Annotated in this window: 23 protein-coding genes and 1 pseudogene; 6 read left to right on the top strand and 18 right to left on the bottom strand. The window is 45.1% G+C overall.

What is annotated here, in order from left to right:
- Positions 1-406: 406 nt before the first annotated feature.
- The 7 genes and pseudogenes from RIG27_RS06405 to RIG27_RS06375 all read right to left on the bottom strand — a co-directional run bounded on the left by RIG27_RS06405 (position 407) and on the right by RIG27_RS06375 (position 6003).
- The gene (locus RIG27_RS06405) at positions 407-1402 is read right to left on the bottom strand and encodes a permease (protein WP_446343478.1); all 996 of its coding nucleotides are present in this window, start codon (positions 1400-1402) and stop codon (positions 407-409) included.
- A 360-nt stretch (positions 1403-1762) separates the two neighbouring features.
- Complete coding sequence (locus RIG27_RS06400) at positions 1763-2005, bottom strand: thioredoxin family protein (RefSeq protein ID WP_446343488.1); 243 nt, start codon at positions 2003-2005, stop codon at positions 1763-1765.
- A 153-nt stretch (positions 2006-2158) separates the two neighbouring features.
- A pseudogene (locus RIG27_RS06395) lies at positions 2159-2467 on the bottom strand (heavy metal-responsive transcriptional regulator); the annotation flags it as partial.
- A 229-nt stretch (positions 2468-2696) separates the two neighbouring features.
- Positions 2697-3092: an arsenate reductase, glutathione/glutaredoxin type gene (arsC, locus tag RIG27_RS06390; RefSeq protein WP_446343476.1), complete on the bottom strand. Its 396-nt coding sequence runs from the start codon at positions 3090-3092 to the stop codon at positions 2697-2699.
- Positions 3093-3231: 139 nt separating this feature from the next.
- Positions 3232-4380: an ACR3 family arsenite efflux transporter gene (arsB, locus tag RIG27_RS06385; RefSeq protein WP_446343474.1), complete on the bottom strand. Its 1149-nt coding sequence runs from the start codon at positions 4378-4380 to the stop codon at positions 3232-3234.
- A gap of 30 nt (positions 4381-4410) precedes the next feature.
- Entirely contained in the window at positions 4411-5439 is a 1029-nt protein-coding gene (locus RIG27_RS06380; protein ID WP_446343472.1) for a PstS family phosphate ABC transporter substrate-binding protein, read from the bottom strand.
- Between the two features lie 237 nt (positions 5440-5676).
- Positions 5677-6003, bottom strand: coding sequence for an ArsR/SmtB family transcription factor (locus tag RIG27_RS06375; RefSeq protein WP_446343486.1), 327 nt, complete (start codon positions 6001-6003; stop codon positions 5677-5679).
- A 253-nt stretch (positions 6004-6256) separates the two neighbouring features.
- Between RIG27_RS06375 and RIG27_RS06370 the strand changes: the two genes are divergently transcribed.
- On the top strand, positions 6257-7003 hold the full coding sequence (locus tag RIG27_RS06370) for a Uma2 family endonuclease (protein ID WP_446343470.1): 747 nt from the start codon (positions 6257-6259) through the stop codon (positions 7001-7003).
- A gap of 162 nt (positions 7004-7165) precedes the next feature.
- Here RIG27_RS06370 and arsM read toward each other — a convergent pair whose 3' ends face one another.
- A complete protein-coding gene (gene arsM / locus RIG27_RS06365) occupies positions 7166-8128 on the bottom strand; it encodes an arsenosugar biosynthesis arsenite methyltransferase ArsM (protein ID WP_446343468.1) in 963 nt (320 codons plus the stop codon).
- Between the two features lie 108 nt (positions 8129-8236).
- Positions 8237-8896: a DUF2834 domain-containing protein gene (locus RIG27_RS06360; protein ID WP_446343466.1), complete on the bottom strand. Its 660-nt coding sequence runs from the start codon at positions 8894-8896 to the stop codon at positions 8237-8239.
- Positions 8897-9119: 223 nt separating this feature from the next.
- Here RIG27_RS06360 and RIG27_RS06355 point away from each other — a divergent pair, with 223 nt between their 5' ends.
- A complete protein-coding gene (locus RIG27_RS06355) occupies positions 9120-9302 on the top strand; it encodes a hypothetical protein (protein WP_446343464.1) in 183 nt (60 codons plus the stop codon).
- Positions 9303-9379: 77 nt separating this feature from the next.
- On the top strand, positions 9380-9958 hold the full coding sequence (locus RIG27_RS06350; RefSeq protein ID WP_446343462.1) for a Uma2 family endonuclease: 579 nt from the start codon (positions 9380-9382) through the stop codon (positions 9956-9958).
- Position 9959: 1 nt separating this feature from the next.
- Here the strand turns inward: RIG27_RS06350 and RIG27_RS06345 are convergent, their stop codons facing one another.
- Positions 9960-10118: a pentapeptide repeat-containing protein gene (locus RIG27_RS06345; RefSeq protein WP_446343484.1), complete on the bottom strand. Its 159-nt coding sequence runs from the start codon at positions 10116-10118 to the stop codon at positions 9960-9962.
- Between the two features lie 201 nt (positions 10119-10319).
- Here RIG27_RS06345 and RIG27_RS06340 point away from each other — a divergent pair, with 201 nt between their 5' ends.
- Entirely contained in the window at positions 10320-12476 is a 2157-nt protein-coding gene (locus tag RIG27_RS06340; protein WP_446343460.1) for a Tex family protein, read from the top strand.
- Between the two features lie 960 nt (positions 12477-13436).
- The gene (locus tag RIG27_RS06335) at positions 13437-14294 is read left to right on the top strand and encodes a Uma2 family endonuclease (protein WP_446343458.1); all 858 of its coding nucleotides are present in this window, start codon (positions 13437-13439) and stop codon (positions 14292-14294) included.
- Positions 14295-14582: 288 nt separating this feature from the next.
- On the opposite strand, the gene RIG27_RS06330 is transcribed toward RIG27_RS06335, so the two are convergent.
- From RIG27_RS06330 to RIG27_RS06315, 4 genes are all read right to left on the bottom strand, one after another.
- Complete coding sequence (locus RIG27_RS06330; protein ID WP_446343456.1) at positions 14583-15143, bottom strand: phycobiliprotein lyase; 561 nt, start codon at positions 15141-15143, stop codon at positions 14583-14585.
- 112 nt (positions 15144-15255) lie between these two features.
- Positions 15256-15936, bottom strand: a complete 681-nt coding sequence (locus tag RIG27_RS06325; protein WP_446343482.1) for a HEAT repeat domain-containing protein — start codon at positions 15934-15936, stop codon at positions 15256-15258.
- Positions 15937-16261: 325 nt separating this feature from the next.
- Complete coding sequence (locus tag RIG27_RS06320) at positions 16262-16687, bottom strand: universal stress protein (RefSeq protein WP_446343455.1); 426 nt, start codon at positions 16685-16687, stop codon at positions 16262-16264.
- A 182-nt stretch (positions 16688-16869) separates the two neighbouring features.
- Positions 16870-18477: an alanine/glycine:cation symporter family protein gene (locus RIG27_RS06315; RefSeq protein WP_446343454.1), complete on the bottom strand. Its 1608-nt coding sequence runs from the start codon at positions 18475-18477 to the stop codon at positions 16870-16872.
- A gap of 837 nt (positions 18478-19314) precedes the next feature.
- On the opposite strand from RIG27_RS06315, the gene RIG27_RS06310 reads away from it, so the two are divergent.
- Positions 19315-20241, top strand: a complete 927-nt coding sequence (locus tag RIG27_RS06310; protein ID WP_446343452.1) for an alpha/beta fold hydrolase — start codon at positions 19315-19317, stop codon at positions 20239-20241.
- 298 nt (positions 20242-20539) lie between these two features.
- Here the strand turns inward: RIG27_RS06310 and RIG27_RS06305 are convergent, their stop codons facing one another.
- From RIG27_RS06305 to RIG27_RS06290, 4 genes are read right to left on the bottom strand one after another with little or no spacing between them, the layout of a single operon-like run.
- Positions 20540-20767 (bottom strand): hypothetical protein, encoded by a 228-nt coding sequence (locus tag RIG27_RS06305; RefSeq protein WP_446343450.1) that lies wholly within the window; start codon positions 20765-20767, stop codon positions 20540-20542.
- A gap of 55 nt (positions 20768-20822) precedes the next feature.
- Positions 20823-21578 (bottom strand): hypothetical protein, encoded by a 756-nt coding sequence (locus RIG27_RS06300; protein WP_446343448.1) that lies wholly within the window; start codon positions 21576-21578, stop codon positions 20823-20825.
- A gap of 15 nt (positions 21579-21593) precedes the next feature.
- Positions 21594-22106 carry a hypothetical protein gene (locus RIG27_RS06295; RefSeq protein ID WP_446343446.1) on the bottom strand — a complete coding sequence of 171 codons (513 nt, stop codon included), beginning with the start codon at positions 22104-22106 and terminating at the stop codon, positions 21594-21596.
- Between the two features lie 43 nt (positions 22107-22149).
- Positions 22150-22500, bottom strand: a complete 351-nt coding sequence (locus RIG27_RS06290) for a hypothetical protein (RefSeq protein ID WP_446343444.1) — start codon at positions 22498-22500, stop codon at positions 22150-22152.
- Positions 22501-22571: the final 71 nt, after the last annotated feature.

Raw genomic sequence — 22571 nt, 5'->3', positions numbered from 1 at the left:
TGCGAAGTCGAAACCCAACCTACGCTCTATCAAAGGTTTCGGCGATTCCTTAATGCAAACCACCCATAATTCGTGCCGTTTGCCTCGCTTGTTGCGAAAATCCTTGACTTTTTTGAATTCTTCAATTATGCGAGTAAGCATAATTTTTTTGAAATTTAAAAAAGTGAGCTTTTCTTAATTTTACCGGAAAAAGTTCACTTTTCTTTTAAAGATTCCCCCGGACTTTGAAAACCCCCTGAGGGGGGTAGGGGGGAACGAGGGGGGTGGGAGTTGGGGTTAGGGGATAAGGGGGAAATGTCGAGGAGTAAATAGACACAACTTAAAACCTTGCCAGCATTAGTTTGCACCTTAAGTTGACACCAATGGGCATTGCCGTGCCCCTACAAATACCCTGTTAAACCTAAATTCAGATCAACAAAGCATTGAAAAGATAGCCAACGCCAATAATTCCCATCGTCATCAACGCAATAAAGACAGCCAATAACTGAGGCTGCAACACCTTCCGAAGAATCACCATTTCCGGCAACGATAACGCCGTAACTGCCATCGTAAACGATAAAACAGTACCCAAAGGCAACCCTTTATTCACCAACGCCTCAGTAATCGGTAAAACCCCAGCAATATTAGCATAAAGCGGCACCCCCATCACCACCGCGATCGGTACCGCTAACGGATTTCCCGCCCCCGCCCACTGCGTAATAATATCGGCAGGAACATACCCGTGAATTCCCGCCCCAATCGCAATTCCACCCACCACATAAAGCCAGACAGACTTAACAATTTCACTCGCCGAATAATGACCCTGTTCAAATCGTTCTTTCCAAGTCAGTTCCATATCATCGCCGTTATCCGGATCAGACTCTGACCCTTGGCGAGACTTCTGCAACGCCCAGACAAAGGGTTCCACCCACTTTTCCAGGTGTAGCATCCCAATACTATAACCCGCCGCGATCGCTAATCCCACCCCAAAGGCAATATAGATCACCGTTGCCTTTAGCCCAAACAATCCCCATAATAAAATAACCGCGACTTCATTCACCATTGGCGCAGCAATCAGATAGGAAAACGTGACCCCCAATGGCACACCCGCCTCTAAAAACCCAATAAATAACGGCACAGCGGAACAGGAACAAAACGGCGTGATAATGCCAATTGTTGCCGCTAAACCATTGCCAAAAATCGTCCGCTTGCCACTAATCCAGTAGCGAATCTTTTGCGGATCGAGAAACGTTTGCACCGTTCCCACTATAAAACTAATCACAATTAATAGAGTCAGCACTTTAGGAACATCGTAGAAAAAGAAGTGCAGCGCTGACCCCAGAGACGAATGCAACGATAAACCCAAAAGTTTAGTGACAATTTGATTAGATAACCAATCAAAGGGATAAAATAAATCAACCATAAACTTATCCTTAGTTAGGTGTTAAGCTGTTCGGCACTTAAACCTTAATGTCAATAATGGCAAAATCCTTGTATGTAGTGCGAGCATCTTGCTCGCTACTAATACCCAATTTATCGCTACTCATACCCAATTTAAATGAACGACAGCTTAGGTGTTAGGTGGCAATAAGCAACAGATAACAGTAGTGTGATCGTCTTGCAAATAAGTAGTCGGACTGGCATAAAACGGTACTGTATTAAGTGCAAGTAAATCGCCCTCAAACCCTTACTGTTCCATGTTCCCTGTTAAGAGTTCCCTAATCTCAACCGTTAACTTTAATTGTGTCCACCCACTTATGACAAATGACAAATGACAAATGACTTAAGACTGCAACAACGGTTTAATTTGCTCTGGGGAAATTACCTTTCCTTTACTCACCACTTTGCCATTGACAACCAAAGCTGGAGTAGACATAACCCGGCGTTTAGCAATCTCCACAGGGTCAGTAATATGCAGGATTTCAGCCTCAATACCCAAAGACGCGATCGCACGTCGCGCATTCTCTTCTAATTGATGGCATTTTTTACAACCCGTTCCCAGAATTTCTACCGTAAGCGTATCCATAATTAAAGCCTCATGATAGTTTGCATCGTGGTCAAATTTATTAGAATTATCTTCCCCATTAAAACTAACATCCTTGAAGACAACACACTGGCGTTCTTCCCCCAACCGTTGAGCATTTTCCTGACACCGATTGAGCAAAGGCAATAATTCTGTTCGTAGCCGTTGCAATTGCTGGATATTATCTTCAATTTGCTGAACTTTTCTCAGCAACATCTGATAAACTTCACCACAAGACAGAGAATCTCCATCTTGTAATGCTAGTAATTCTTTAATTTCGTCTAAGCTTAAACCTAACGCCTTCGCCCGACTAATAAAGGACAACCGTTCAATATCCTGGTCATCAAACAAGCGATATCCAGCCTCAGTACGTTTCGGACTCGGAATCAGTCCAATCCGTTCGTAAAAGTAAAGGGTTTGGGGATTAAGTCCCAACTTACGCGCCACTTCACCAACTTGAAGCATATTGCCCCAGCTCATATCAGAATCCAGTGCCTTAATCATAAACCTTATACTTAGGTATAAAGTCAACCCCTAGTCAGAGAATATTGCCACAAAAAGCCCCTCCCCGCATCAGGGAGGGTTCATAGCCAATCCAGATTAACTACTCCCTTGATAATCCAGTCCGCGCAGGCGGACGCAAGTTTGTGTAGCAGCGACTTCTAGTCACCGTGACAAACAAAAAGGGAGTGACTTAAGCCAATGCATCAATTAACAGAACAACTCGCTGCTTAATCTCATCTCGTACTCGCCGAAACGTCTCAATCGGTTCACCCGCCGGATCATCCAATTGCCAATCCTGAAACACCTCCCGCAACACCCAAGGTTCAGGCAAATTCACCCCACAGCCACACAAAGAAATCACAGCATGATAATCTTCAGCCTTAAAATCACTCAACGGCTGAGACACTTGCTCACTAATATCAATCCCAACTTCCGACATCACCTCAACCGCCGTATAATTAACCTCAGACGCCTGCAACCCCGAACTCATCACTACAACCTTCCCCTCCCCTAACCAACGGGCAAATCCTTCTGCCATTTGGGAACGACAAGAATTTTGCTTACAAACAAACATAATCGATTTCATCACAATAACCTCTTCCTTCTCCAACCCAATAAAACTCCCAAATCAATACCGCAAATCTCCTCTGCGAACCTCTGCGCTTTCCCTCTGCGTCCTCTGCGTTAAAAAAACATAACTTTCCAACCCCCTTAATCCCCCTAACTCAACGCGCAAAACAACGCGGATCACGCAACGTTGCCTTTTCCGGTTCCCGTGGAAACCACATCGCCGTTCGTTTACAAAACTCCACCAACATCAACATCACAGGCACTTCAATTAACACCCCAACAACCGTCGCCAACGCCGCACCCGAATTCAAACCAAACAACATCACCGCCGTGGCAATTGCCACCTCAAAATGATTACTCGCCCCAATTAACGCCGCAGGTGCAGCATCTTCATACGCCAAATTCAACTTCAACGCCGCCACATAAGCAATAAAGAAAATGAAATTCGTCTGAATAAACAACGGCACAGCAATCAGCAAAATGTGCAGCGGGTTATTAATAATCAATTCTCCCTTAAACGCAAACAACAGAACCAACGTAATTAACAGCGCCGCAATCGAAATCGGACTCAGATACTTAATAAATCGCCGTTCAAACCACGCTTTACCCTTATGTTTAAAAATCCAATACCGACTATACATCCCCGCCGCCAAAGGCAACCCCACATAAATCAGTACCGATAAGACAATCGTTTGCCAGGGTACAGTTAAATTATTCGCCGCTAATAACCATCGTCCTAATGGGGCATACAGAAACAACATCACCAACGAATTCACCGCCACCATCACCAAGGTATGCCCTTGATTACTGTAAGACAGATACCCCCACATCAAAACCATCGCCGTACAAGGGGCAATCCCTAATAAAATTGCGCCAGCGATGTAAGAATTTGCCAAGGTAACTTCCGCCCCGCGAATGATCTCAGTTTCCGATAGCAAAGGCTGAAATAACCAACCCAGGAAAAACTGGGCAAAAAACACCATCGTGAAGGGTTTAATTAACCAATTCACCACCAACGTTAAAATCACGGGTTTCGGTGCACGCACTGCCTGAGTTGCTTGGGTGAAATCAATCTTCACCATAATCGGATACATCATGAAAAACAGGCAGATAGCGATAGGGATGGATACCTGATAAACACTCATGGCATCCAATGTCACCGCTACACCGGGGAATATTTTTCCTAGAACGATACCTGCAAGAATGCAGAGTACCACCCAAACGGTGAGATATTTTTCAAAGACACTGAGTTGACCCCCAACTTGGGGTGGCGAGGATGTGGCGTTAGATGAATTAGTACTCATAGGAATGAATTAAAATGCAACCGCTAATGGTTAAAACTTTTTCTGTTTGCGTAACAACTCACCAATGGTGAGATTAAATTCAGCTTTGCCGTCAAAGACAGTGCCTACCTTGTTTTGAAAGAAATGCACGTTAGCTAGGTGATACCCCTCGTCTGGTAGCGGTATATAGCCAACCGAACTAACAATTTCTGGGGCGTTCTCCAGGTAAAACGCCACAAATTCTCCTAACGCTGGGTTTTTCTGGGCAGCCGCCGCGTTAACGTAGATAAACAACGGTCGAGTTAGGGGTTGATAGGTTGCATCCTCAACGGTTTGACGTGAAGGCAAGACAGCCCCCTTGCCACTATCGACCGCGATCGCTTTTAATGTATCTTGATTGGTTTCGTAATAGGCTAAACCAAAATAGCCCAATGCATTGGGGTCTTGATTCACTCCCTGTGCCAGAATTTCATCATCCTCACTGGCGGTATAATCGCTACGACTCGACCCCGCTTCACCGACGATGGCTTCGGTAAAGTAATCAAACGTACCAGAATCTGTCCCCGGACCATATAAAATTAACGGTTTCTGGGGAAAAGACTCCCGTACTTGATTCCATTGGGTGATTTGGCGTTGGGCTTCGGGTGCCCAGATTTTTTGCAATTCTGCTACCGTGAGACTCTCTACCCAATCATTTTCGGGATTCACCACGACAGTAATCGCATCAAAGGCAACGGGAAGTTCAATATAAGCCACCCCTGCTTGTTTACAGGCTGCCATCTCATCGGCTTGAATCGGGCGAGAGGCATTATTAATATCGGTTTCGCCAGCACAGAACTTTTTAAACCCACCCCCTGTACCCGAAAAGCCCACGCTGACGTTGACGGGCGCTTTTGTCGTGGCATTAAATGTCTCCGCAACAGTCTTCGTAATCGGATACACCGTACTCGAACCATCGATTTCAATCGGTTGGGGCGACTGTGACTGGACTTGGGAACAGGCGCCCAAGAGTGCCGTAACCGTCGCAATTAGCGCCAGTTTTGTCTGTGGCAGAATTTGTGGTCTGGGGATAACCTTCATTGAACTCGACCCCCTTCTAGAACTATGGGATTACTTTTATCATTTCAAAAAAAATTGATTTGTCAAGCCCTTATATTCAAGATTGAGGCGATGTAGAGCAGTAGCCACGACTCCAGAGGCAGGAGACAGAGGGCAGAAGGCTGATTATAGCGATACTCTAAAAAAAGTTGATACCAGACAATTGTAGAGACGCGCCATGCTACGTCTCTACACCCCTACGCCCTTGAACCCCAGGTATTACTCCGCACAGGGACGACCGGGTAAAATGGGGCTAAAGCGGCGGTATTCTGCCAAATATTGTTCTAACAGCACAAATTGAGGCAAATTCAGGCTGTAATAAACCCAACGCCCTTGCTGACGGGCGCGAACCAAGCTAGCTTCTTTGAGAGTTTTCAAGTGAAACGATAACTTCGACTGACTCACCTCCAGCACTTCGCAGAGTTCACACACACACAATTCCTGTTCTCGCAACAGTTCCAGTAGTTTGATCCGAATCGGGTCAGATAGAGCATGGAAGCTGGAAGTAATCAGGCTCAGATTGGTCGGGGAGGCGGTGACTTGCATCAACTTTTCTTGAAACATCTCCTTAATTGTAGCTGGGGTGTAAGGTAGAGACGTGGCAGTTGCTATATAGTGACGCGGCTTACCCTGGAAAACCGTAGGGGCGCACGGCGCATTGGTGTCAACTTAAGGTAAAAAAAGAGACTCCTAGGCGTGGAACGATGGCGAGCGGGGGAAGCAGGGCGAGCAGGAACACTTCAGACAATCGCGTCTATCCTAGAATTAATAGTCATTCTCCAGTTGAGAGTAATCACAGATGGTACAATTTGAACCACTTTCCCGTCTACCCACGAGCCAAGAACTACCCTGCTCCGATGATACCCCTGTGGATAATGAACTCCAAAACCTAATTCCCAACTTACTTCTTTCTATTTTGGCGTTCATCTGGCAAGACCGCCAAGATTGGTTTTTGGGCGTAGATATGGGCATCTACTACCTCTACGAAAACAAACGCCAACCTGCACTCGTACCCGACGGTTTTTTGAGTATCGGTGTACCGAGGCGCTCAAGCGAATCAGGACGACTCAGCTATGTCTTATGGGAAGAAAACAATATTCCTCCTATTCTGGCAATAGAAATTGTCTCCAAAAAATACAACGATGAATATGGAGATAAAAAAGACAAATATACTCAGTTGGGAGTGCTTTACTATGTGATTTACAACCCCAGCCACTGGCAAAGAGATGAACATCAACCCTTTGAGGTGTATCGTTTAGAACAGGGAGAATATATTTTACAAACCGGGGAACCCTACTGGATGCCGGAAGTCGGTTTAGGGATTGGTCGAGGTCAAGGAACCTACGTAGATTGGACAAGGGAATGGTTATTTTGGTACGACGAACAAGGTAATCTTTATCCACAACGGGCAGAACAAGAACGTCAACGGGCAGAACAAGCGCTGCAACAAACCGTAACTCGACTCTTCTCCTTAGGTCTAAGCCTAGAACAAATTGCCACAGCTTGTAATCTTTCCGTAGAAGAAGTCAGAGCTATTCTTGAGTGATATTAGAACATTCGTAGTTCGTAGTAAGGGCTTTAGCCTAAACACCTTATGCCACACCAGGAATCAATGGATTAGAACTATGCAGACAAGCCAAAACTGCGTACACAGGTAGATCACCGACTTCTTGGAGAAGTCGGTGATCTTGCTTACTTTACCTCACTTTTAGCAGCAACCGCCGCCAGTGTAATGCCAGGTGGAATCAGTAATCAGAATATCCTTAGACATCGCTAAGTTAGCGGCTGTTTTATCACACACCGACGCCGGAACACCTTTTTGCAGAACATGACCTGCGTTATCATCAAAAACCTCTTCCTTTCCACTGTAAATCGCCGTTTTTCCCGTGAAAATACAAGCACCATCTTCCGGAATCGGCACTTTGAATGCTACAGAATCTAAACTTTCTAACAGCAATGGCTGATCTAACTTATAATTTTGACAATCCAACAACCGATAAGGACGCCGCGCCCGGATTTCCACTTGACCAAACCCGACATGAACCAAATGTTGAATATACTCGTTGTAGGTCAACGCCCCCGATAAGCACATTGCCCGTAACCGTTCATCTTGGCGTAAATGATCAGGAATCGGACGGGTGGCGATGGGGTCACTCATAATCAAGCGTCCACCAATTTTTAACACCCGATAAGCTTCTTGTAAGGCTTTAGTTAGGTCTTCGGGTTCAAAGATATTAAATAGACAATTTTGAGCGACGACATCAACCGAAGCATCGGGTACAGGGAGATTAAAGGCATCGCCGTCCCGAATGTCAATAAAACTCGGATTAAACCAAGGATTATCGTCAGCCGCACGTTCTAAGTTACGAGTCGCCGCTTCCCGCATCGCCTTGACGGGATCAACAGCAATAATATGACCGGGACGTCGGGAAAAATAGGCAAATTGCAGGGCTTCTAAACCACCACCCACGCCCACATAGAGTACCGTTGGCTCGTTTATCAGTTCCGCCGGATGAACGGTTGTCCCGCAACCATAGTTCATTTCCTGCATTTGCCGGGGAATTCTTAGTCCGGGAAGTTGCAGGGGAGAACTCTGCACACAACATAACCCCACTTGCGGGGTTTGGGCGACTTCACTGTAGAATTCTGCGGTTGTTTCTAGATATGTCATAGTGTTTGTTGTTTGTCATTGGTCTTATGTCCATTAAGATGAACGAAGATCTCCTCGTGTTCTGGTGGGCAATGCCCACCCTACGGTATATCAAGGGTTTTGCCTTGCTTAAGCGGTTGCCATAGCTTCCTCGGCTTCAGGAAGAGGAGGACGCAGACACAGATAAACCAATGACCCAATTAACGGTATTAGGGAAACTGCCCAAAATAGGGTGGGATTATTTAAGCCGCGTCGTGCCATATCATCACCTACCAGTGCTGGGAAAAGCAAACATAATAGGCAAAAGTCCAGGCTCATCACATGGATAAAGCGGCTGGTTTGCCACTGCTGGATAAAGTTTGTCCAATCGCCGTTGAGGATGCCAAATCCTAGTAATACCAAGGTGCCGAGGGTGAGAACAGCACCTAACCAACGGGAATCCAGAATACTCAGGACGATAGTTTTTGAACCGGGAAATTTGGGATTGGGTTGACGCAAGGCGAGATAGGGAAGTAAAGCAAACGCTCCCACACCAAAGGAGGCGGTAGCAAACAGCCACGCGGGGATTTTTTGCCCTCGTCCATCAATAAACACGAAGCAGGCGTATGCTAGCGGTAGTATGCCCATGATGTTGAATAGGGCAATAATTAAGGGATTAATCCCGTCCCAGTTACCTGTGGAAAGATTGGTAATCAGGTCAAAGGTATCGGGTTGCTGGGGAGGCGCAAACAGAAAGGCATAAGCGAGAAAGCTGACCCAGAGTATCCAAAAACCAAGTTGTCTGAGCATAAGTCATGATGTGAAGTGCAAGTCCACCAGGTATCCTGTGCATTATCGCATGAATCTAGTGGGGCGGTTGGCGTTTTGGGTTAATACACCTTTGTCACAAAACCCCAGTAGAGACGCGCCATGGCGCGTCTCTACAATGGTGCCGAACGTCCTAATCGATGTGTCTATTGCTATACTTGGGTTGAAACCCAAGGCTGTTTAACCCGACAACACCAACAGAGCTATGCTAATTAGGGAATTAGCTGTTCGCCTCAAACTCCAATGCTTGCTTTTATGGCAGAAAATTAAACTGTTTGCTCACTACAGACAGGCATTTTATCTGAAACTGATTTGGCTGGAGTTGCTTTGTTTTCCCAGCCCGGTGTTGGGTAAACGGATCAGTTCGCGATCGCTACACTGGAAGTGATCATCCTCTCACCATTAAATTAGATCCCCGACTTCTTCAATCTGAAAGTCGAGATATCCATATGACCACGGATAACTATGACATCGACAACAGCCAAACGCTTCACACTTGAAGACTATCACCGTTTAGCAGAGTTGGGATTTTTCACCGAAGATGACCGAATAGAATTAATTCGTGGAGAAATCATGCAGATGGCAGCAAAAGGAACAGCCCATACCAATTGTTGTCGAGATTTACTCGAAGAACTGGCGGGATTGGTCACATGTCGAGCCAAATTACAATGCCAAGACCCGATTATTTTATCATCCAATAGCGAACCTGAACCCGATTTTGCTATTTTACGGCAACGAGCCGATAATTATCGCTTTTCGCTACCAAAATCTGAGGACGTTTACTTTGTTATCGAAATTGCTGATTCAACGCTCAAGTATGACCGAGAGGTTAAACTTCCACTTTATGCTGAAGCGGGTATTTCTGATTATTGGCTCTTTAACTTAATCGACAATCACCTAGAAGCCTATAGCCAGCCATATCACAAGGATCGGAATAGTTTTGGATACAGCTTAAAGCGAATTATCTTGCCGGATCAGACAATTGAGTTGCCCTACTTTCCAGATTTAATCCTCGATTTAGCCAAAGTCTTTCCTATAATTTAAATCAACTATGGTTTACTGCACTTAATGTTGCCTGCTGTAGGTTTGCTCCACTTAGATTAGCCCTACTGAGATCGGCTGCACTTAGATTTGCCTTTTTTAGAGAGGCTTTCTCTAACTCAACATATTGCAGTGTTACCTGATTAAGGTATGCATTAACGATGAGGTTTTTGACTGGATCAAGATATCAGCTTGAACGAAGGGCGGGTTTTGTGGAGATATTATCGGTGATATCCTGTAGGTTAATGGCTGAAGCTGTCCCAAGCCTAAGAATGCGTGACTGGCAAGGGAGCGGTACGAGTAGCGCGATCGCGAAATCTTGATCCTGTGCTAATTCTAGAAAGGATAGACCCATAAAGACCCGATGCTTAATATTCCCTCCGTCCTAGCACAAGAGCTTTCCCTCTGGGCCCATCAGGTGGAAAATACCCTGTCTCTTTTAGCCGAGGGAGCCACGATTCCCTTTATTTCCCGTTATCGTAAAGAACGAACCGGTTCTCTGGATGAAACCCAAATTCGCGCGATCGCAGAACGCTACGCCTACCTTAGTGAACTAGAAGCACGCAAAGCCACGATTCTGGAGGAGATCGCGTCTCAAGGGAAACTGACGGATGAACTGAAAGCGAAAATCGAGTCCTGTTTCCAGAAAAATGAGTTAGAAGACCTTTACCTCCCTTATCGCCCCAAGCGTCGCACTAGAGCCACCGTTGCGCGGGAAAAAGGATTAGAACCTCTAGCTGAATTTATTAAATCCCTGAATATCCCCACCGCAAAACCCGTCTCCTTAGAAGCAGAAGCCGCCAATTATATTGACGAAGAAAAGGGCGTAAAAACTGCCGCCGATGCACTCAAAGGAGCGTCTGACATCTTGGCGGAAGAAGTCGCCGAAACCGCCGAATTTCGAGCATACCTGCGCGACTATTTAATGAAAAATGGGCGATTTGTCTCCAAGATTAAAGACGATTATCCTGAAGGCAGCACCAAATATGAAATGTACCGCAATTTCCAAATTAAAGCAAAGGATATTGCGCCGCATAATATGTTGGCATTATTTCGGGGAGAGAGTGAGGGAATCTTAACCCTGAATCTGGATTTTGATCAAGAGTTTGTCCAGTCGTATTTAGAATCAGCAACCATTCGCACCAAAATTCCAGAGGTGCGGAAGTTCTATCGGGATCTGATGCATGATGGCTTTAACCGTTTGATGAAAAATTCCCTAATTACGGAAGTGCGGACAGATCGTAAAGCCTATGCAGATTTTGAATCGATTAAAACCTTTGAAACCAATTTGCGAGAACTCCTGCTTTCTCCGCCAGCGGGAATGAAACCTACGTTAGCCATTGATCCGGGATTGCGAACCGGGTGTAAAGTGGCGGTGTTAAATGAAACGGGGAAATTTATGAAATATCAAACGATTTTTCCCCATACCGGAAAACCTACCCAAGCGGCTACAACAGTCAAAACCCTAATCGAAAAATACCAGATCGAATTAATCGCGATCGGCAATGGTACAGCATCCCGTGAAACCGATGAGTTTGTCGGGGATGTGATTAAAACCCTAGATCGGAAACCGATTAGCGTGATTGTAAATGAATCGGGTGCGTCTATCTATTCGGCGAGTGATGTAGCGCGAGAAGAATTTCCGGATCAAGATGTTACCGTGCGGGGGGCGATTAGTATTGGACGCCGTTTACAAGATCCTTTGGCGGAATTGGTGAAAATTGATCCCAAATCCATTGGCGTTGGACAATACCAGCATGATGTGGATCAAAAGTTACTCAGAAAGAAGCTGGATGACACGGTAGAAAGCTGTGTGAACTATGTGGGTGTGGATTTGAATACGGCGTCGAAAGAGTTATTAACTTTTGTGTCTGGTTTAACTCCCACCATTGCCAAAAATATCGTCACCTATCGGAATGAAAATGGCGCATTCCCTAATCGCCGCCGTTTGCTGAAAGTGGCCAAATTAGGACCAAAAGCCTTTGAACAATCCGCCGGATTCCTGAGAATTCGCGGTGGTGATAACCCATTAGACAATACCGCTGTGCATCCGGAGAGTTATCCAGTCGTGGAAGCGATCGCGAAAGATATTGGGGTTCCCCTGAAACAAATCCCTAAAGCCGCTGATCGGCTCAAATCTATTGATTTAAAGAAATATGTGACGGATACCGTTGGCTTACCCACCCTGAAAGACATTATCCGGGAATTAGAAAAGCCGGGACGTGATCCCCGTGCTGAGTTTAAATATGCCACATTTAAGGAAGGCGTGAAGGAAATGTCTGACCTAAAAGTGGGGATGGAGTTAGAAGGAATTGTCACGAATGTGGCTAATTTTGGTGCCTTTGTAGATATTGGCGTGCATCAGGATGGGTTAGTGCATATTTCCCAACTGGCGGATCGATTTGTGGACGATCCCAAAGAAATTGTCAAAGTGGGACAAGTTGTAAATGTGCGGGTTCTTTCTGTGGATGAGAAGTTAAAGCGGATTGGTTTATCCATGCGGGCGGCGCAACAGAGGTAAGCGTCATTTGTCATTTGTCATTTGTCATTTGTCATTTGTAAGTGGGCGGTTGTAGACGCGGAGCGGCTTCCCGTAGGGTAACCGCAGCTACACAAACTTGCACCCGCCTGCGCGGGTTTCCTATCAAGTAGCCCGTAGCCCGTAGGGTGGGTTAGGCGGGTATTCCATTAGGAAAGTAACCGTTTAATCAGGTATCCGCCGTAACCCACCATCGATTGTGACATCCTCCCACACTCAATCAAAGTAAGATGTGTGGGCTTCCTTCGTCGTAATATACGAGATTAAGCTTTGCGATCGCAAACCCCATAATCCATACTCTAGAACCGTGATCAGGAAACATTCCACCGGAACGTCTCTACGGCTGTGATCGCGGACAATCGTTATAATAGGGCAATCTGATCGCAGACGCAATTCCCGTCAGGAACCCCACGGCTATAAGCCGGGGGCTTGAAAAAAGCCCACACCTGACCAGCCTAAGACCTACGAGGTCTACGTTATGTCTAAGAGTTCAAGTTCCTACCTTGGGGTGCGTGCCAGCCCTGAGCTGCTAGAACCGAAAAGTTAAACAGCTTTATAGGGTTAAGGCAGTGCTTTTTGGAAAGTACCGAGACATAACATTGGCGAGGCAAACGTTACCCCTCCAAACGGGAGTTAGGGGCAACCATACCCCAAAAATTAACCCCTATGCGTACAGGTGGAAAACACGAGCTTGCAACTGCCCAAGCGAAAGGTGAATGCAATACATCGAACGTGGTAAGTACATCCAAGGCGGTAGGGGTCCTACAGACGCTTCAAAAGCGCGTCTGTACAAATATCGCAGTCATGTACACGGGAAATGGAGCCGATGCACTTTCAGTAAGAGGAAGTCCTGTCGGACTGCTATTTATGTAAGGAAACGAATTCCTCCCCATACATAAATGGCAGGGGTTTCCATTCGTCCCCTTACCAACCCAATTTTCGATGACCCAGAGCCTAGAACCCAATGTTCTACCTCCTCCGTTCCCGGATCATACCCAACTCCCCGAATCAGATGGCGAATTCGCGAAGAACTTCCAGGAGCATCCCCAAAGCCTTATTCTCACAGACTCCCTCGGACCCATTCTCGAAAGAATTCATCCCGACGGACAATATGCCATTGGACAAGATTGTGGCATCTACTGGCGACAAACAGAACCGCCCGAAAAAGGAGCAGAAGCTCCCGATTGGTTTTATGTCCCTAATGTTCCCCCAAAATTAGACGGTCAAATTCGCCGTTCTTACGTGATCTGGCACGAATTTATCGCGCCAATGATTGCTTTAGAATTTGCCAGTGGCGATGGTTCCGAAGAGCGCGATCGCACGCCATTATCCCGTTCATCCCAAGGAGAAAAAACGAAACCCGGTAAGTTTTGGGTTTATGAGCAGATTCTCCGGATTCCTTACTATGGTATTTTTGAAATCAAGACGAACCAGTTAGAGGTTTATCACTTCGTTAATGGTTCCTACAGCCCGATGAACCCTAATCGGCGAAACCATTATCCCATTGAACCTTTAGGTATAGAATTGGGATTACTCCAAGGAACCTATCAAAATCAAACTCAAATTTGGTTGCGCTGGTGGGATAGTGAGGGGAATTTACTCCTAACTGGAAGTGAGAGAGCTGAACAAGAAAGACACCGGGCTGAACAAGAAAGACACCGGGCTGAACAAGCAGAACTTGCCCGAACAGAAGCTATTCCCAAATTATTTGCTATGGGATTAACCGCCAATCAAATAGCAGAAGCTTTAGGTTTACCGATTGAGGACATTAACTCCATGGGTAATCCACCTAACAGTTAATTTGGCAATGTAGAGGCACTCTAATCTGTAGGGACAATTGATAAATTGCCCCTACTATCCCAATCAAAATTAGGACAGATTTACTCCTAAACCTTTTACCATCTGTCCTAAGCTGTCATGCATTTAAATTGGGTATTAGTAGCGAGCAAGATGCAAAGCCTGCGGCATGGCTTCGCTTAACGCACTACAAGGATTTCGTCATTATTGACATTAAGGTTTAAATGCCGAACAGCTTACTCCCCCAGCTCCCCCAGCTCCCATCACAACACTTATTCAGCAGATCCTAGATTAAGTCTTTGCCGCCGCATCTTGTGATTCTTGCGGGGGTTTAGTCACACCCATGCGAATTTCTGAAGACAGAGACGCCATGCTAAAGCCGCCAAATCGCTTCAAAATGCTTGTCCGTAGCCGTAAGTTAGGACTAGCAAACCACAAACGCTCCTCAGAATACATGGTTTCGTAGTCGGTAATTAAGGTCAGCGCCTGATCATCTCCCATAATATAGCGACCCGCTACCGGGGCTTTCTCCGCATAGCCCATTTCCCGCAATAGCTTCCCTTCATTGGGCTTATCGGGATCAGCAACTGGCACCAGCACCGTTGAGCCTTGATGCTTTTCTTCATCCCAGTCCATTGTGCCATCCCACGTCACTCTGGCACCACAGATCGCTGAATCTGGATCAACCTCATACTGTTGGCATAGCTGAACCACTTCTGGCGCATCAGCCGCGATCATTTCAATCGTAATATTGGATTTACCATTTTCAGCTTGCTTAAATGCCAGATGGTGACTGGTACGCTGCGAAAACCATCGACCAGCACTCTGCTCAAAAAATTCTTTTATATCCATGAAGTCAGACGTTTCACGTTAACAAAGCTTTAATTGATTTTATCGTTCTCCTGGCTTGTTTATGGTTTATTATTGATTGTTCATGACTTCTGGGAAAGCCATGGGCAGAGGTTTAGGCTGGCTTTGTCGCCTCTTGCAAGCGGTTCAGGGAGATAGATGCAGCTTGGGCAACTTGGGAATGGCTGTCTTTTGCCAAGAATTTTAACGCCGACTGGCTTTTGTCCGTGGGTAGGTTCCCCAGGGCTTCAGCTAATCGTTGGCGCACTAACCAATCGGGGGATTGAGCAAAGCGCAGGATATCATCCACGGCTTCTATGGCTTTAATTTCACCCAATGCGGAGATAGCCGCTTGTTGCACCACGATTTCTTCACTATCGAGTGCTTGAGTGAGAACTTGACGGGCGCGGGGATCTTTTATGTTGCCCAATGCGACAGCCGCGCTGAACCGGACTAACCATTGTGTATCTTCATAGAAGGTTCGGACTAATGATTCAAAGGCTCTGGCGTCTTCTAGATATCCTAAGGCGCCGGCGGCATCAGCGCGAATACCATAGTCAGGGTCAGTTTCGAGTAATTTCACCAAAATCGGGTAGCATTCGTCCGTCTGCTTCACCCCTAAGGCAAAGACTGCCATCGATCGCACTTGTAAACTGGGATCATCTAAAACCTTCTTGATTAAAGGCACAGCCTCCTCTGCGGGTACGTTACGGAGGTGGGCTAGCGCCACCATGCGATCGCGGGAGTTAGCACTCTCTAGCTGATCTGAAATTTGCGCTAAGTTAGGATAATCCATCCGCTTCCCCTTATCGTTAAGAAATGTTACATACATTATAGAAAATAGTTTAAGGAAGCGCATTGGTGTGGCATGAGGGGTGTAGGGGCGGGTTTCACGACTATCTTTTCGGTTGCACCCAGATGTAACTAAACCCGCCCCGTCTTTCGCGGATGAATTATTTCCGTCAAGCTGCACTCGTCAATCAAAAATGATTTAATAGATAAAACTAAAGGTCTGTTTCAATCCATCGAACTGGATGCAGTATTGGTTAAGCAAGTCTTTTCCAGATCACCCCCTGCGATCGCGAGAGTTAATCCTTCCATCCTGATACCCTTCTACCCCCTCAACGGAGTAACAACACCGGACAAGGAGACAACCGTACCACTTGCTCAGCCACAGAACCCATCAAAACCCGCTTGACACCTGTGTGTCCGTGGGTAGGCATGACAATTAATTCAATTCCTTTTTCTTTCGCATAGTCCACAATTTCATGACTAGGAGTCCCAATTGAAACCTGATGCTGTACTCCTGCATACCCCAGTTCACTCAGCTTGTTTTTCAGAACAGATTGAGCGTTGTTTTGTCGAGATTCTGAGGTAACCGTTTTCCATATTGTACCGGGATCGACTGCACTCAAAGGCAGTAGAACGTGGATGACATGTAAATGAGATATGTCTTCGACAAACTCTAAAGCCGGAGCAAGTGCTGTAAAGGATATATCCGAGAAATCAGTCGGTACAAGCACATCGTTCTTTTTTAGCCAGCTCATAATTATTAATTGTTAATTGTTCATTTCCGTGTAGCTTGTGTGAATGGAAGCGATTACCCTGAATATTGTGCTGAATTTATCTTTGAAATCAGGGCGGGTTTAGTGACATCTGGACGGCATATAAATGATAGTAGTAAAACCCGCCCCGACAACCGAAAAAACTAAAATTTTGTCGGAATGTATTAGTTTCCAGCTTGGTGGGGATCTTCCAGAGTGGCGAGCTTCTCTGCATAAGTTGGCATTTGCCCCGAACGCAGCCGCTCCATATAATCTTTGATGTCTCCTGCCACCTCATTGGAGAGAAAATAAGCACCAATCAAGTTGGGAAGTGCCATCATCAGCAGGGTTAAATCGCTAAAATCAATCACCGCACCGGGAGTGACAACGGCACCAATAAACACGCAGGCGACAAAAATCAGCTTGTAGATGATAATGGTGCGTTGACCAAAAAGATATTGCCAAGAAATCTCGCCGTAATAACTCCAAGAAATAATCGTGGAGAAAGCAAACAGGAAAATCGCGATCGTGAGCACAATCGGGAACCAGTCACTAACAGTGCCAAAGGCATTCAGTGTCATCTGCGAACCATCGATCGCTTCGCCGGTATCTTGATAGACACCAGTTAGGACAATCATGATTCCAGTCATGTTACAGATGATGATCGTATCAATAAACGGTTCGAGGAGGGCAACAATCCCTTCGCGTACAGGTTCATCAGTCCGAGCTGCTGAGTGCGCGATCGCGGCTGAACCAATTCCCGCTTCATTGGAGAAAGCACTGCGCCGCACCCCTTGCACGATAACGACAATAATACCGCCTTCAATACCGCCTTCAAGCGCTTCTGGGACAAAAGCTTGGCTAATAATTGTCGCGATCGCGGCAGGAACTTGGGGCAAATTCACCACCACAATCCACAGACACCCCAAGATATAAATCACCGCCATAGCTGGCACCAGCAACCCCGTCGTCGAAGCAATTCGCTCAATCCCACCAATAATCACAATCGCGGTTAATACTGCCAAAACCAGACCGACGATCCATCCCTGCATCCCCGGAAATGTACCCACAAAGGCGATGGCGGCTTGGTTAGACTGGAACATATTCGCGCCGCCCATCGAACCAAAAATCGCCAGCACGGAAAAAATAATTCCTAATCCTTTTCCCAGAGGACCAAACCCCATGTTCCTTAACCCGCGAGAGAGCGTATAAGCCGGTCCCCCAGCGACTGTACCATCGGGTCGTTCGATGCGGTATTTTAGTCCTAGGGTACATTCCACTAGCTTAGTCGTCATCCCCAAAAAACCCGCCAGTGTCAGCCAAAACATAGCGCCTGGACCTCCCACCTGGATTGCCACCGCCACGCCAGCAATGTTGCCTAATCCCACCGTTCCCGACAAAGCCGTCGCCAGCGCCTGAAAATGAGAGACTTGTCCCTCTTCCTCTGGGTCATCATACCTACCCCTTACCACATCAATCGCATGTTTAAAGGCACGGAGATTGATAAAGCCCAAGCGAAGCGTAAAGAAAATACCTGCCACAATCAACCACAGCACAATCAGTGGAAAACCACCGATGTCGTAGAAGAGAAACTTAAACAAGACAGCGACGATTGCCGAGAATACACTGTCGATTGCATTCAGGAAACCCTCAGAGGTTTCAGTATCTTGAGCAAGAACTCTAACGGGAAAAAAGAGCAGCAACAAAGTGGCTAGCAATAACGCCGCTAGCTCTCCCCGTCGTTGACGTTTAAGCTGCATCGGGGAAATTGGCTGTTTTTTAGGGTATGTCATCTGTAAATTTGATTGCCAACTCGATATCGATTAGGTTATCCAACCTAGCCGAATTAGACGAAGATTATATCAAAATGATCACGACTTGAACGATAAATAAACAACTTTCGGTCTATCACTGGACTGGGGTTGAGGGTTGATTATGCATGTAGCCAGTCTAGTGCGATCGCTAGTCCCCCCTTTCAAAGCTCACCCTCACTCCAGTCCCTCACCCTTTCAAAGCTATACATTACTCATATCTTTCTTAACATGAATTCCCTTGACAAAAGCAGTAGTTTTGGGGTTTGTATCCTACATTCCGCAGATCCTGACTGAGAGCATTAGGAAGGCATAAAATTTTCACTCCGACAAAATCAATAGGTCTAACAATCCTTGTGTTTATGTTGCTTTTTTGTTCGTTGACTTATCCCTCTCCGGATACAGTCACTAACTGCACAGCTTGAAACATCTGAAATATCCCTCTCATTGTCGGTCTGTCTGTTAATTTTTTGACCTAATTTTTCACCCACTAATTTTACTTAAGTAGGTTGGTGGAAATAAACTTAACTAGATTAAGTTATGTAAACAAGTCTCAAACCCTTACTGTTCCCTGTTCCCTGTTCCCTGTTCCCTAATCTCCACCGCTAACTTTAATTGTGTCCACCTACTTAGCAAGTATTTGGGGCTTTTATTTGTTAAATTTTATCGCCATGAATCCTGTTTAAATATCTGCGGAATGTAGGTTGATATGTTATTAATAAGTTAGGGTGGGTTTTGTTGTTCATTTATTGATGACAAGTTGTTTGAGTGGCTAAACCCGCCCCTACATAATTTATTACTGTTGACTGTTGGCTTTTTATGACGATTACTTCAAACTCCCCCATCCCGTCAGCAACAACTGAGTTTTACAGTTGGCGTAATTATCGTTGTGCTTACGACTATTATCAGCCGAATCAGGCTAGCGATACCCCATTGGTGTTACTGCATCCGATTGGCGTCGGCTTATCAGGTTGGTTTTGGCATCGCTTTTGCCAACAGTGGTATAAAGCAGGATATTCTCAACCCATCTATAATCCTGACTTACTCGGATGTGGTAATAGTGATATGCCCCATGTTGCTTATCATCCTACGGATTGGGCGCAACAGTTAAATTATTTTTTACAGACTATTGTCAAAAAACCTGCCATTATAGTGGTGCAAGGTGCAGAGTTACCCGTAGCCCTTTCTCTAGTCCAGTTGCCAGAGGCATCTAATTATGTTAAAGGACTCGTATTATCGGGTCCACCGTCTTGGGCTGTAATGACCCAGGAAACCTCTAATTTGAAGCACAAACTTGCCTGGAATCTATTTGATTCGCCGTTGGGTCGTTTATTCTATCGCTACGCCCGTCGTCGTCAATTTTTGCGTTCGTTTTCCTCAAAGCAGTTATTTGCTGAACCAGACGATATTGATGAACAATGGTTAGACAGTCTCAGAAAAGGTGCTGCTGATACCGCTAGTCGCCACGCTGTTTTTTCGTTTTTAGCTGGGTTTTGGCGACAAGACTATCAACAGGTTATTGCTTCCATTCAGCAACCGACATTTGTGGTAGTAGGCGAAGAAGCCAGCAGTATCAGTCGCGAGGGTAAATTAGAAACACCAGAGCAACGCTTAGATTACTATATCAAGCATTTGCCCCAAGGTCAGGGGTGTAAAATTCCGGGTCGTAATGTTTTACCTTATGAGTCAACGGCTGCTTTTGTCTCGGTTGTTGCCGATTGGATTAATCCAACAGTAAAGATGTAAGTTAATGATTGTTATAAAAAACCATTTATAGACAAAGAAAATATGAATTCTTTTGTAGGGGCGCAAGGCTTGCGCCCTCCAATACATTATACCTATCCAGGTTAGCCATTCCCTTTACAGCGCTTTCCTCTGCTATGAGGTACAACATCAATCTAGCAGTTTGAGGGATAGCGGGCTAATACTGTACTCCATAAGAGCGCGAAGCGCTGTATAATTAAGTCCGCGCAGGCAAACTGCGTTTTTATAGTTTCGCAAGTTCCAATCGTCAGGGCGAAAAAAAGAGGTTACTGAATAGAGTTTAACGATTCCTTTGGTTTCTATCAACTACAGTTGCGGCACTTACAATTGCCCAAATCCATACAATTAAATATATTGGAATACCAATAATAGCTCCAAATACTGTAAAACCAAGTGCAATAGCAAAGATTGCTAGTACGATCTGGATTATTCCTTGTACTACTTTTCCTACAATTAAAGTGCCTACTCCAGGCAGAAAAATATTGACAATTATTCCTAATAGTTTCATCGTAACTCCCTGATTATAAACCTTAGGGTTCAACTTGAATTACAATCAATAAAACTTAAAGCTTTTTCTCGCTCAAAACCTTCCGTAGAGCCTTGATAGCATTATCAAGTCCTGTTTCGACAATAGTGCCAGTGCCACCTGCATACTTAAGGATATCGCCAGAATTGACAATCACTGCAATACTATCCCCACTGGATACAGTTAACTTAAAAATCTGGGCGTGCTTCATTAAATTTCCGTTTGGCAAGGTATAGTTAGTCGATTCATCACGGGTAGAAACAGCTACAACATCTCTGTAGTGAAATTCATCATCTTGTTCATTCAGAGGAGAACCTTTGATAAAGTTATAATGGCACTGATAGGAACTAAGTCTATGCTCTGTTAAATGTACAACTGTAATCGCATTGATACTAAATCGAATACGACCATCTTTACCCTTCTTGCAAGCTAACTCTTTAGTGTCAATCCCATTGGTTTCCCATAGAATAGGACCGCGAATAGAAATAGACTCTCTGATTAATTCAGATTCATCTATATTGAGACGTTGAAGTGAGCGTTTTTTAAGAGATTCAATATCATTGATTAACCAAGCATCAATCGTCTGATCACCAGGCGCATCAAACAAAGGCTTGACTTCTATGAATAACCATATTCCTCCCGCCAGCAAAAAAATTAATCCTATTGAAGATTGTGTTGATATAATTAAACCAATTACAATCAGTATGATGGGCCACTTTAACTTAGGCTTAGCGAAATAATTTTTAATTCGTCTCCTTTTATCATCTTCTGAACTATTTTGAAATGCATTCATCGCTATTATCTCCCTTTAGACAAGGTTTTGAACAAGTAGTGCATACAATTGGTTGTCAAACATTGGCAATTTTTGTAATAAGGCAATCAACCTATTTATATTCGTGTTGCAAGAGAGAGCAGTCGTGATAATATCATTAGCAGATGGTGGTGGATAATTCGTTATTCTATTACCATTGAAATAGTCATCTCGAACAAGAGCGCGAAACCACAGAACAGTACCATCTGAGTCTCCCATAGCAGTCGCGGCGTTGAGCAGTTGATCGATTTCTTCCACTTCACTACGGTTTAAAATCTTTGGTCGCTTTCCTTTCAGGAGTGCTATTGCTAGGTAATAGTAGGCATCACTGCTTGCATGACCTGTTTCAATAGCGGCTCTAAACACATTGATCGCCTGCTGATAGGCTTTTGCTTCCATCAACTTAATCCCCTGATTCAACAAAATAGTTGGATCAGACTTAGAATGGCTTTGAATATTTACATTAAACTGCCTATTAACCCTCTGATTTCGCTGGTCATAGTTTGTCATAATCCTTCGCCACAATCTAGTTACAAAAAAGATTGTTGGGTTCTTAGAAGAACGTTTGAACCAGTTCAGCAACTTTCATTAAAGCTGTGACAAGACCACCCGCTCCAGCGACTCCCTTTATCAGATTCTTTGCTGTATTGATGTGGTTCAATATAACGTTTTTACTGGGTTCAGGCTTGTTGGCTTGCTGAACAACCTTCGTAATGTGGTAATTGACATCTGTAGCTAGTTCAGCATCGATAACCTCGGCATCTCTTGCTTTCGTTATCTCGTCCTTAATCTTCTCTAATTCACCAACAAGATCAGCGCGGTTTTCAACAGCACTTAAGTTTATGTTGCCAGCAGCGTTGTACTGATAAGTTACCTTTTGACCACGCTGGTCGAAAACTGACATATCCCTGTCTCCTAGTTGCTATTGGCTAGCGATCGCTTAGTTTTTCTTGAGAACTCTGAGTATAATTACTA

Source organism: Coleofasciculus sp. F4-SAH-05 (assembly GCF_040222985.1).
GTDB classification, from domain to species: Bacteria; Cyanobacteriota; Cyanobacteriia; order Cyanobacteriales; family Coleofasciculaceae; genus Coleofasciculus; species Coleofasciculus chthonoplastes.
This window is presented reverse-complemented; position numbering and strand designations above follow the sequence as displayed.

Excerpts from the sequence above, each read along its gene's own strand:
- RIG27_RS06320 (WP_446343455.1), bottom strand. The coding sequence starts at position 16,687 with ATGAGCTGGCTAAAAAAGAACGATGTGCTTGTACCGACTGATTTCTCG.
- RIG27_RS06295 (WP_446343446.1), bottom strand. The coding sequence starts at position 22,106 with ATGACAAACTATGACCAGCGAAATCAGAGGGTTAATAGGCAGTTTAAT.
- RIG27_RS06290 (WP_446343444.1), bottom strand. The coding sequence starts at position 22,500 with ATGTCAGTTTTCGACCAGCGTGGTCAAAAGGTAACTTATCAGTACAAC.
- arsC (WP_446343476.1), bottom strand. The coding sequence starts at position 3,092 with ATGAAATCGATTATGTTTGTTTGTAAGCAAAATTCTTGTCGTTCCCAA.
- RIG27_RS06400 (WP_446343488.1), bottom strand. The coding sequence starts at position 2,005 with ATGGATACGCTTACGGTAGAAATTCTGGGAACGGGTTGTAAAAAATGC.
- RIG27_RS06335 (WP_446343458.1), top strand. The coding sequence starts at position 13,437 with ATGACCCAGAGCCTAGAACCCAATGTTCTACCTCCTCCGTTCCCGGAT.
- RIG27_RS06325 (WP_446343482.1), bottom strand. The coding sequence starts at position 15,936 with ATGGATTATCCTAACTTAGCGCAAATTTCAGATCAGCTAGAGAGTGCT.
- RIG27_RS06360 (WP_446343466.1), bottom strand. The coding sequence starts at position 8,896 with ATGCTCAGACAACTTGGTTTTTGGATACTCTGGGTCAGCTTTCTCGCT.
- RIG27_RS06370 (WP_446343470.1), top strand. The coding sequence starts at position 6,257 with ATGGTACAATTTGAACCACTTTCCCGTCTACCCACGAGCCAAGAACTA.
- RIG27_RS06340 (WP_446343460.1), top strand. The coding sequence starts at position 10,320 with ATGCTTAATATTCCCTCCGTCCTAGCACAAGAGCTTTCCCTCTGGGCC.
- RIG27_RS06315 (WP_446343454.1), bottom strand. The coding sequence starts at position 18,477 with ATGACATACCCTAAAAAACAGCCAATTTCCCCGATGCAGCTTAAACGT.
- RIG27_RS06380 (WP_446343472.1), bottom strand. The coding sequence starts at position 5,439 with ATGAAGGTTATCCCCAGACCACAAATTCTGCCACAGACAAAACTGGCG.
- RIG27_RS06305 (WP_446343450.1), bottom strand. The coding sequence starts at position 20,767 with ATGAAACTATTAGGAATAATTGTCAATATTTTTCTGCCTGGAGTAGGC.
- RIG27_RS06405 (WP_446343478.1), bottom strand. The coding sequence starts at position 1,402 with ATGGTTGATTTATTTTATCCCTTTGATTGGTTATCTAATCAAATTGTC.
- RIG27_RS06355 (WP_446343464.1), top strand. The coding sequence starts at position 9,120 with ATGCTAATTAGGGAATTAGCTGTTCGCCTCAAACTCCAATGCTTGCTT.
- RIG27_RS06375 (WP_446343486.1), bottom strand. The coding sequence starts at position 6,003 with ATGCAAGTCACCGCCTCCCCGACCAATCTGAGCCTGATTACTTCCAGC.
- RIG27_RS06300 (WP_446343448.1), bottom strand. The coding sequence starts at position 21,578 with ATGAATGCATTTCAAAATAGTTCAGAAGATGATAAAAGGAGACGAATT.
- RIG27_RS06350 (WP_446343462.1), top strand. The coding sequence starts at position 9,380 with ATGACATCGACAACAGCCAAACGCTTCACACTTGAAGACTATCACCGT.
- arsM (WP_446343468.1), bottom strand. The coding sequence starts at position 8,128 with ATGACATATCTAGAAACAACCGCAGAATTCTACAGTGAAGTCGCCCAA.
- RIG27_RS06330 (WP_446343456.1), bottom strand. The coding sequence starts at position 15,143 with ATGGATATAAAAGAATTTTTTGAGCAGAGTGCTGGTCGATGGTTTTCG.
- arsB (WP_446343474.1), bottom strand. The coding sequence starts at position 4,380 with ATGAGTACTAATTCATCTAACGCCACATCCTCGCCACCCCAAGTTGGG.
- RIG27_RS06310 (WP_446343452.1), top strand. The coding sequence starts at position 19,315 with ATGACGATTACTTCAAACTCCCCCATCCCGTCAGCAACAACTGAGTTT.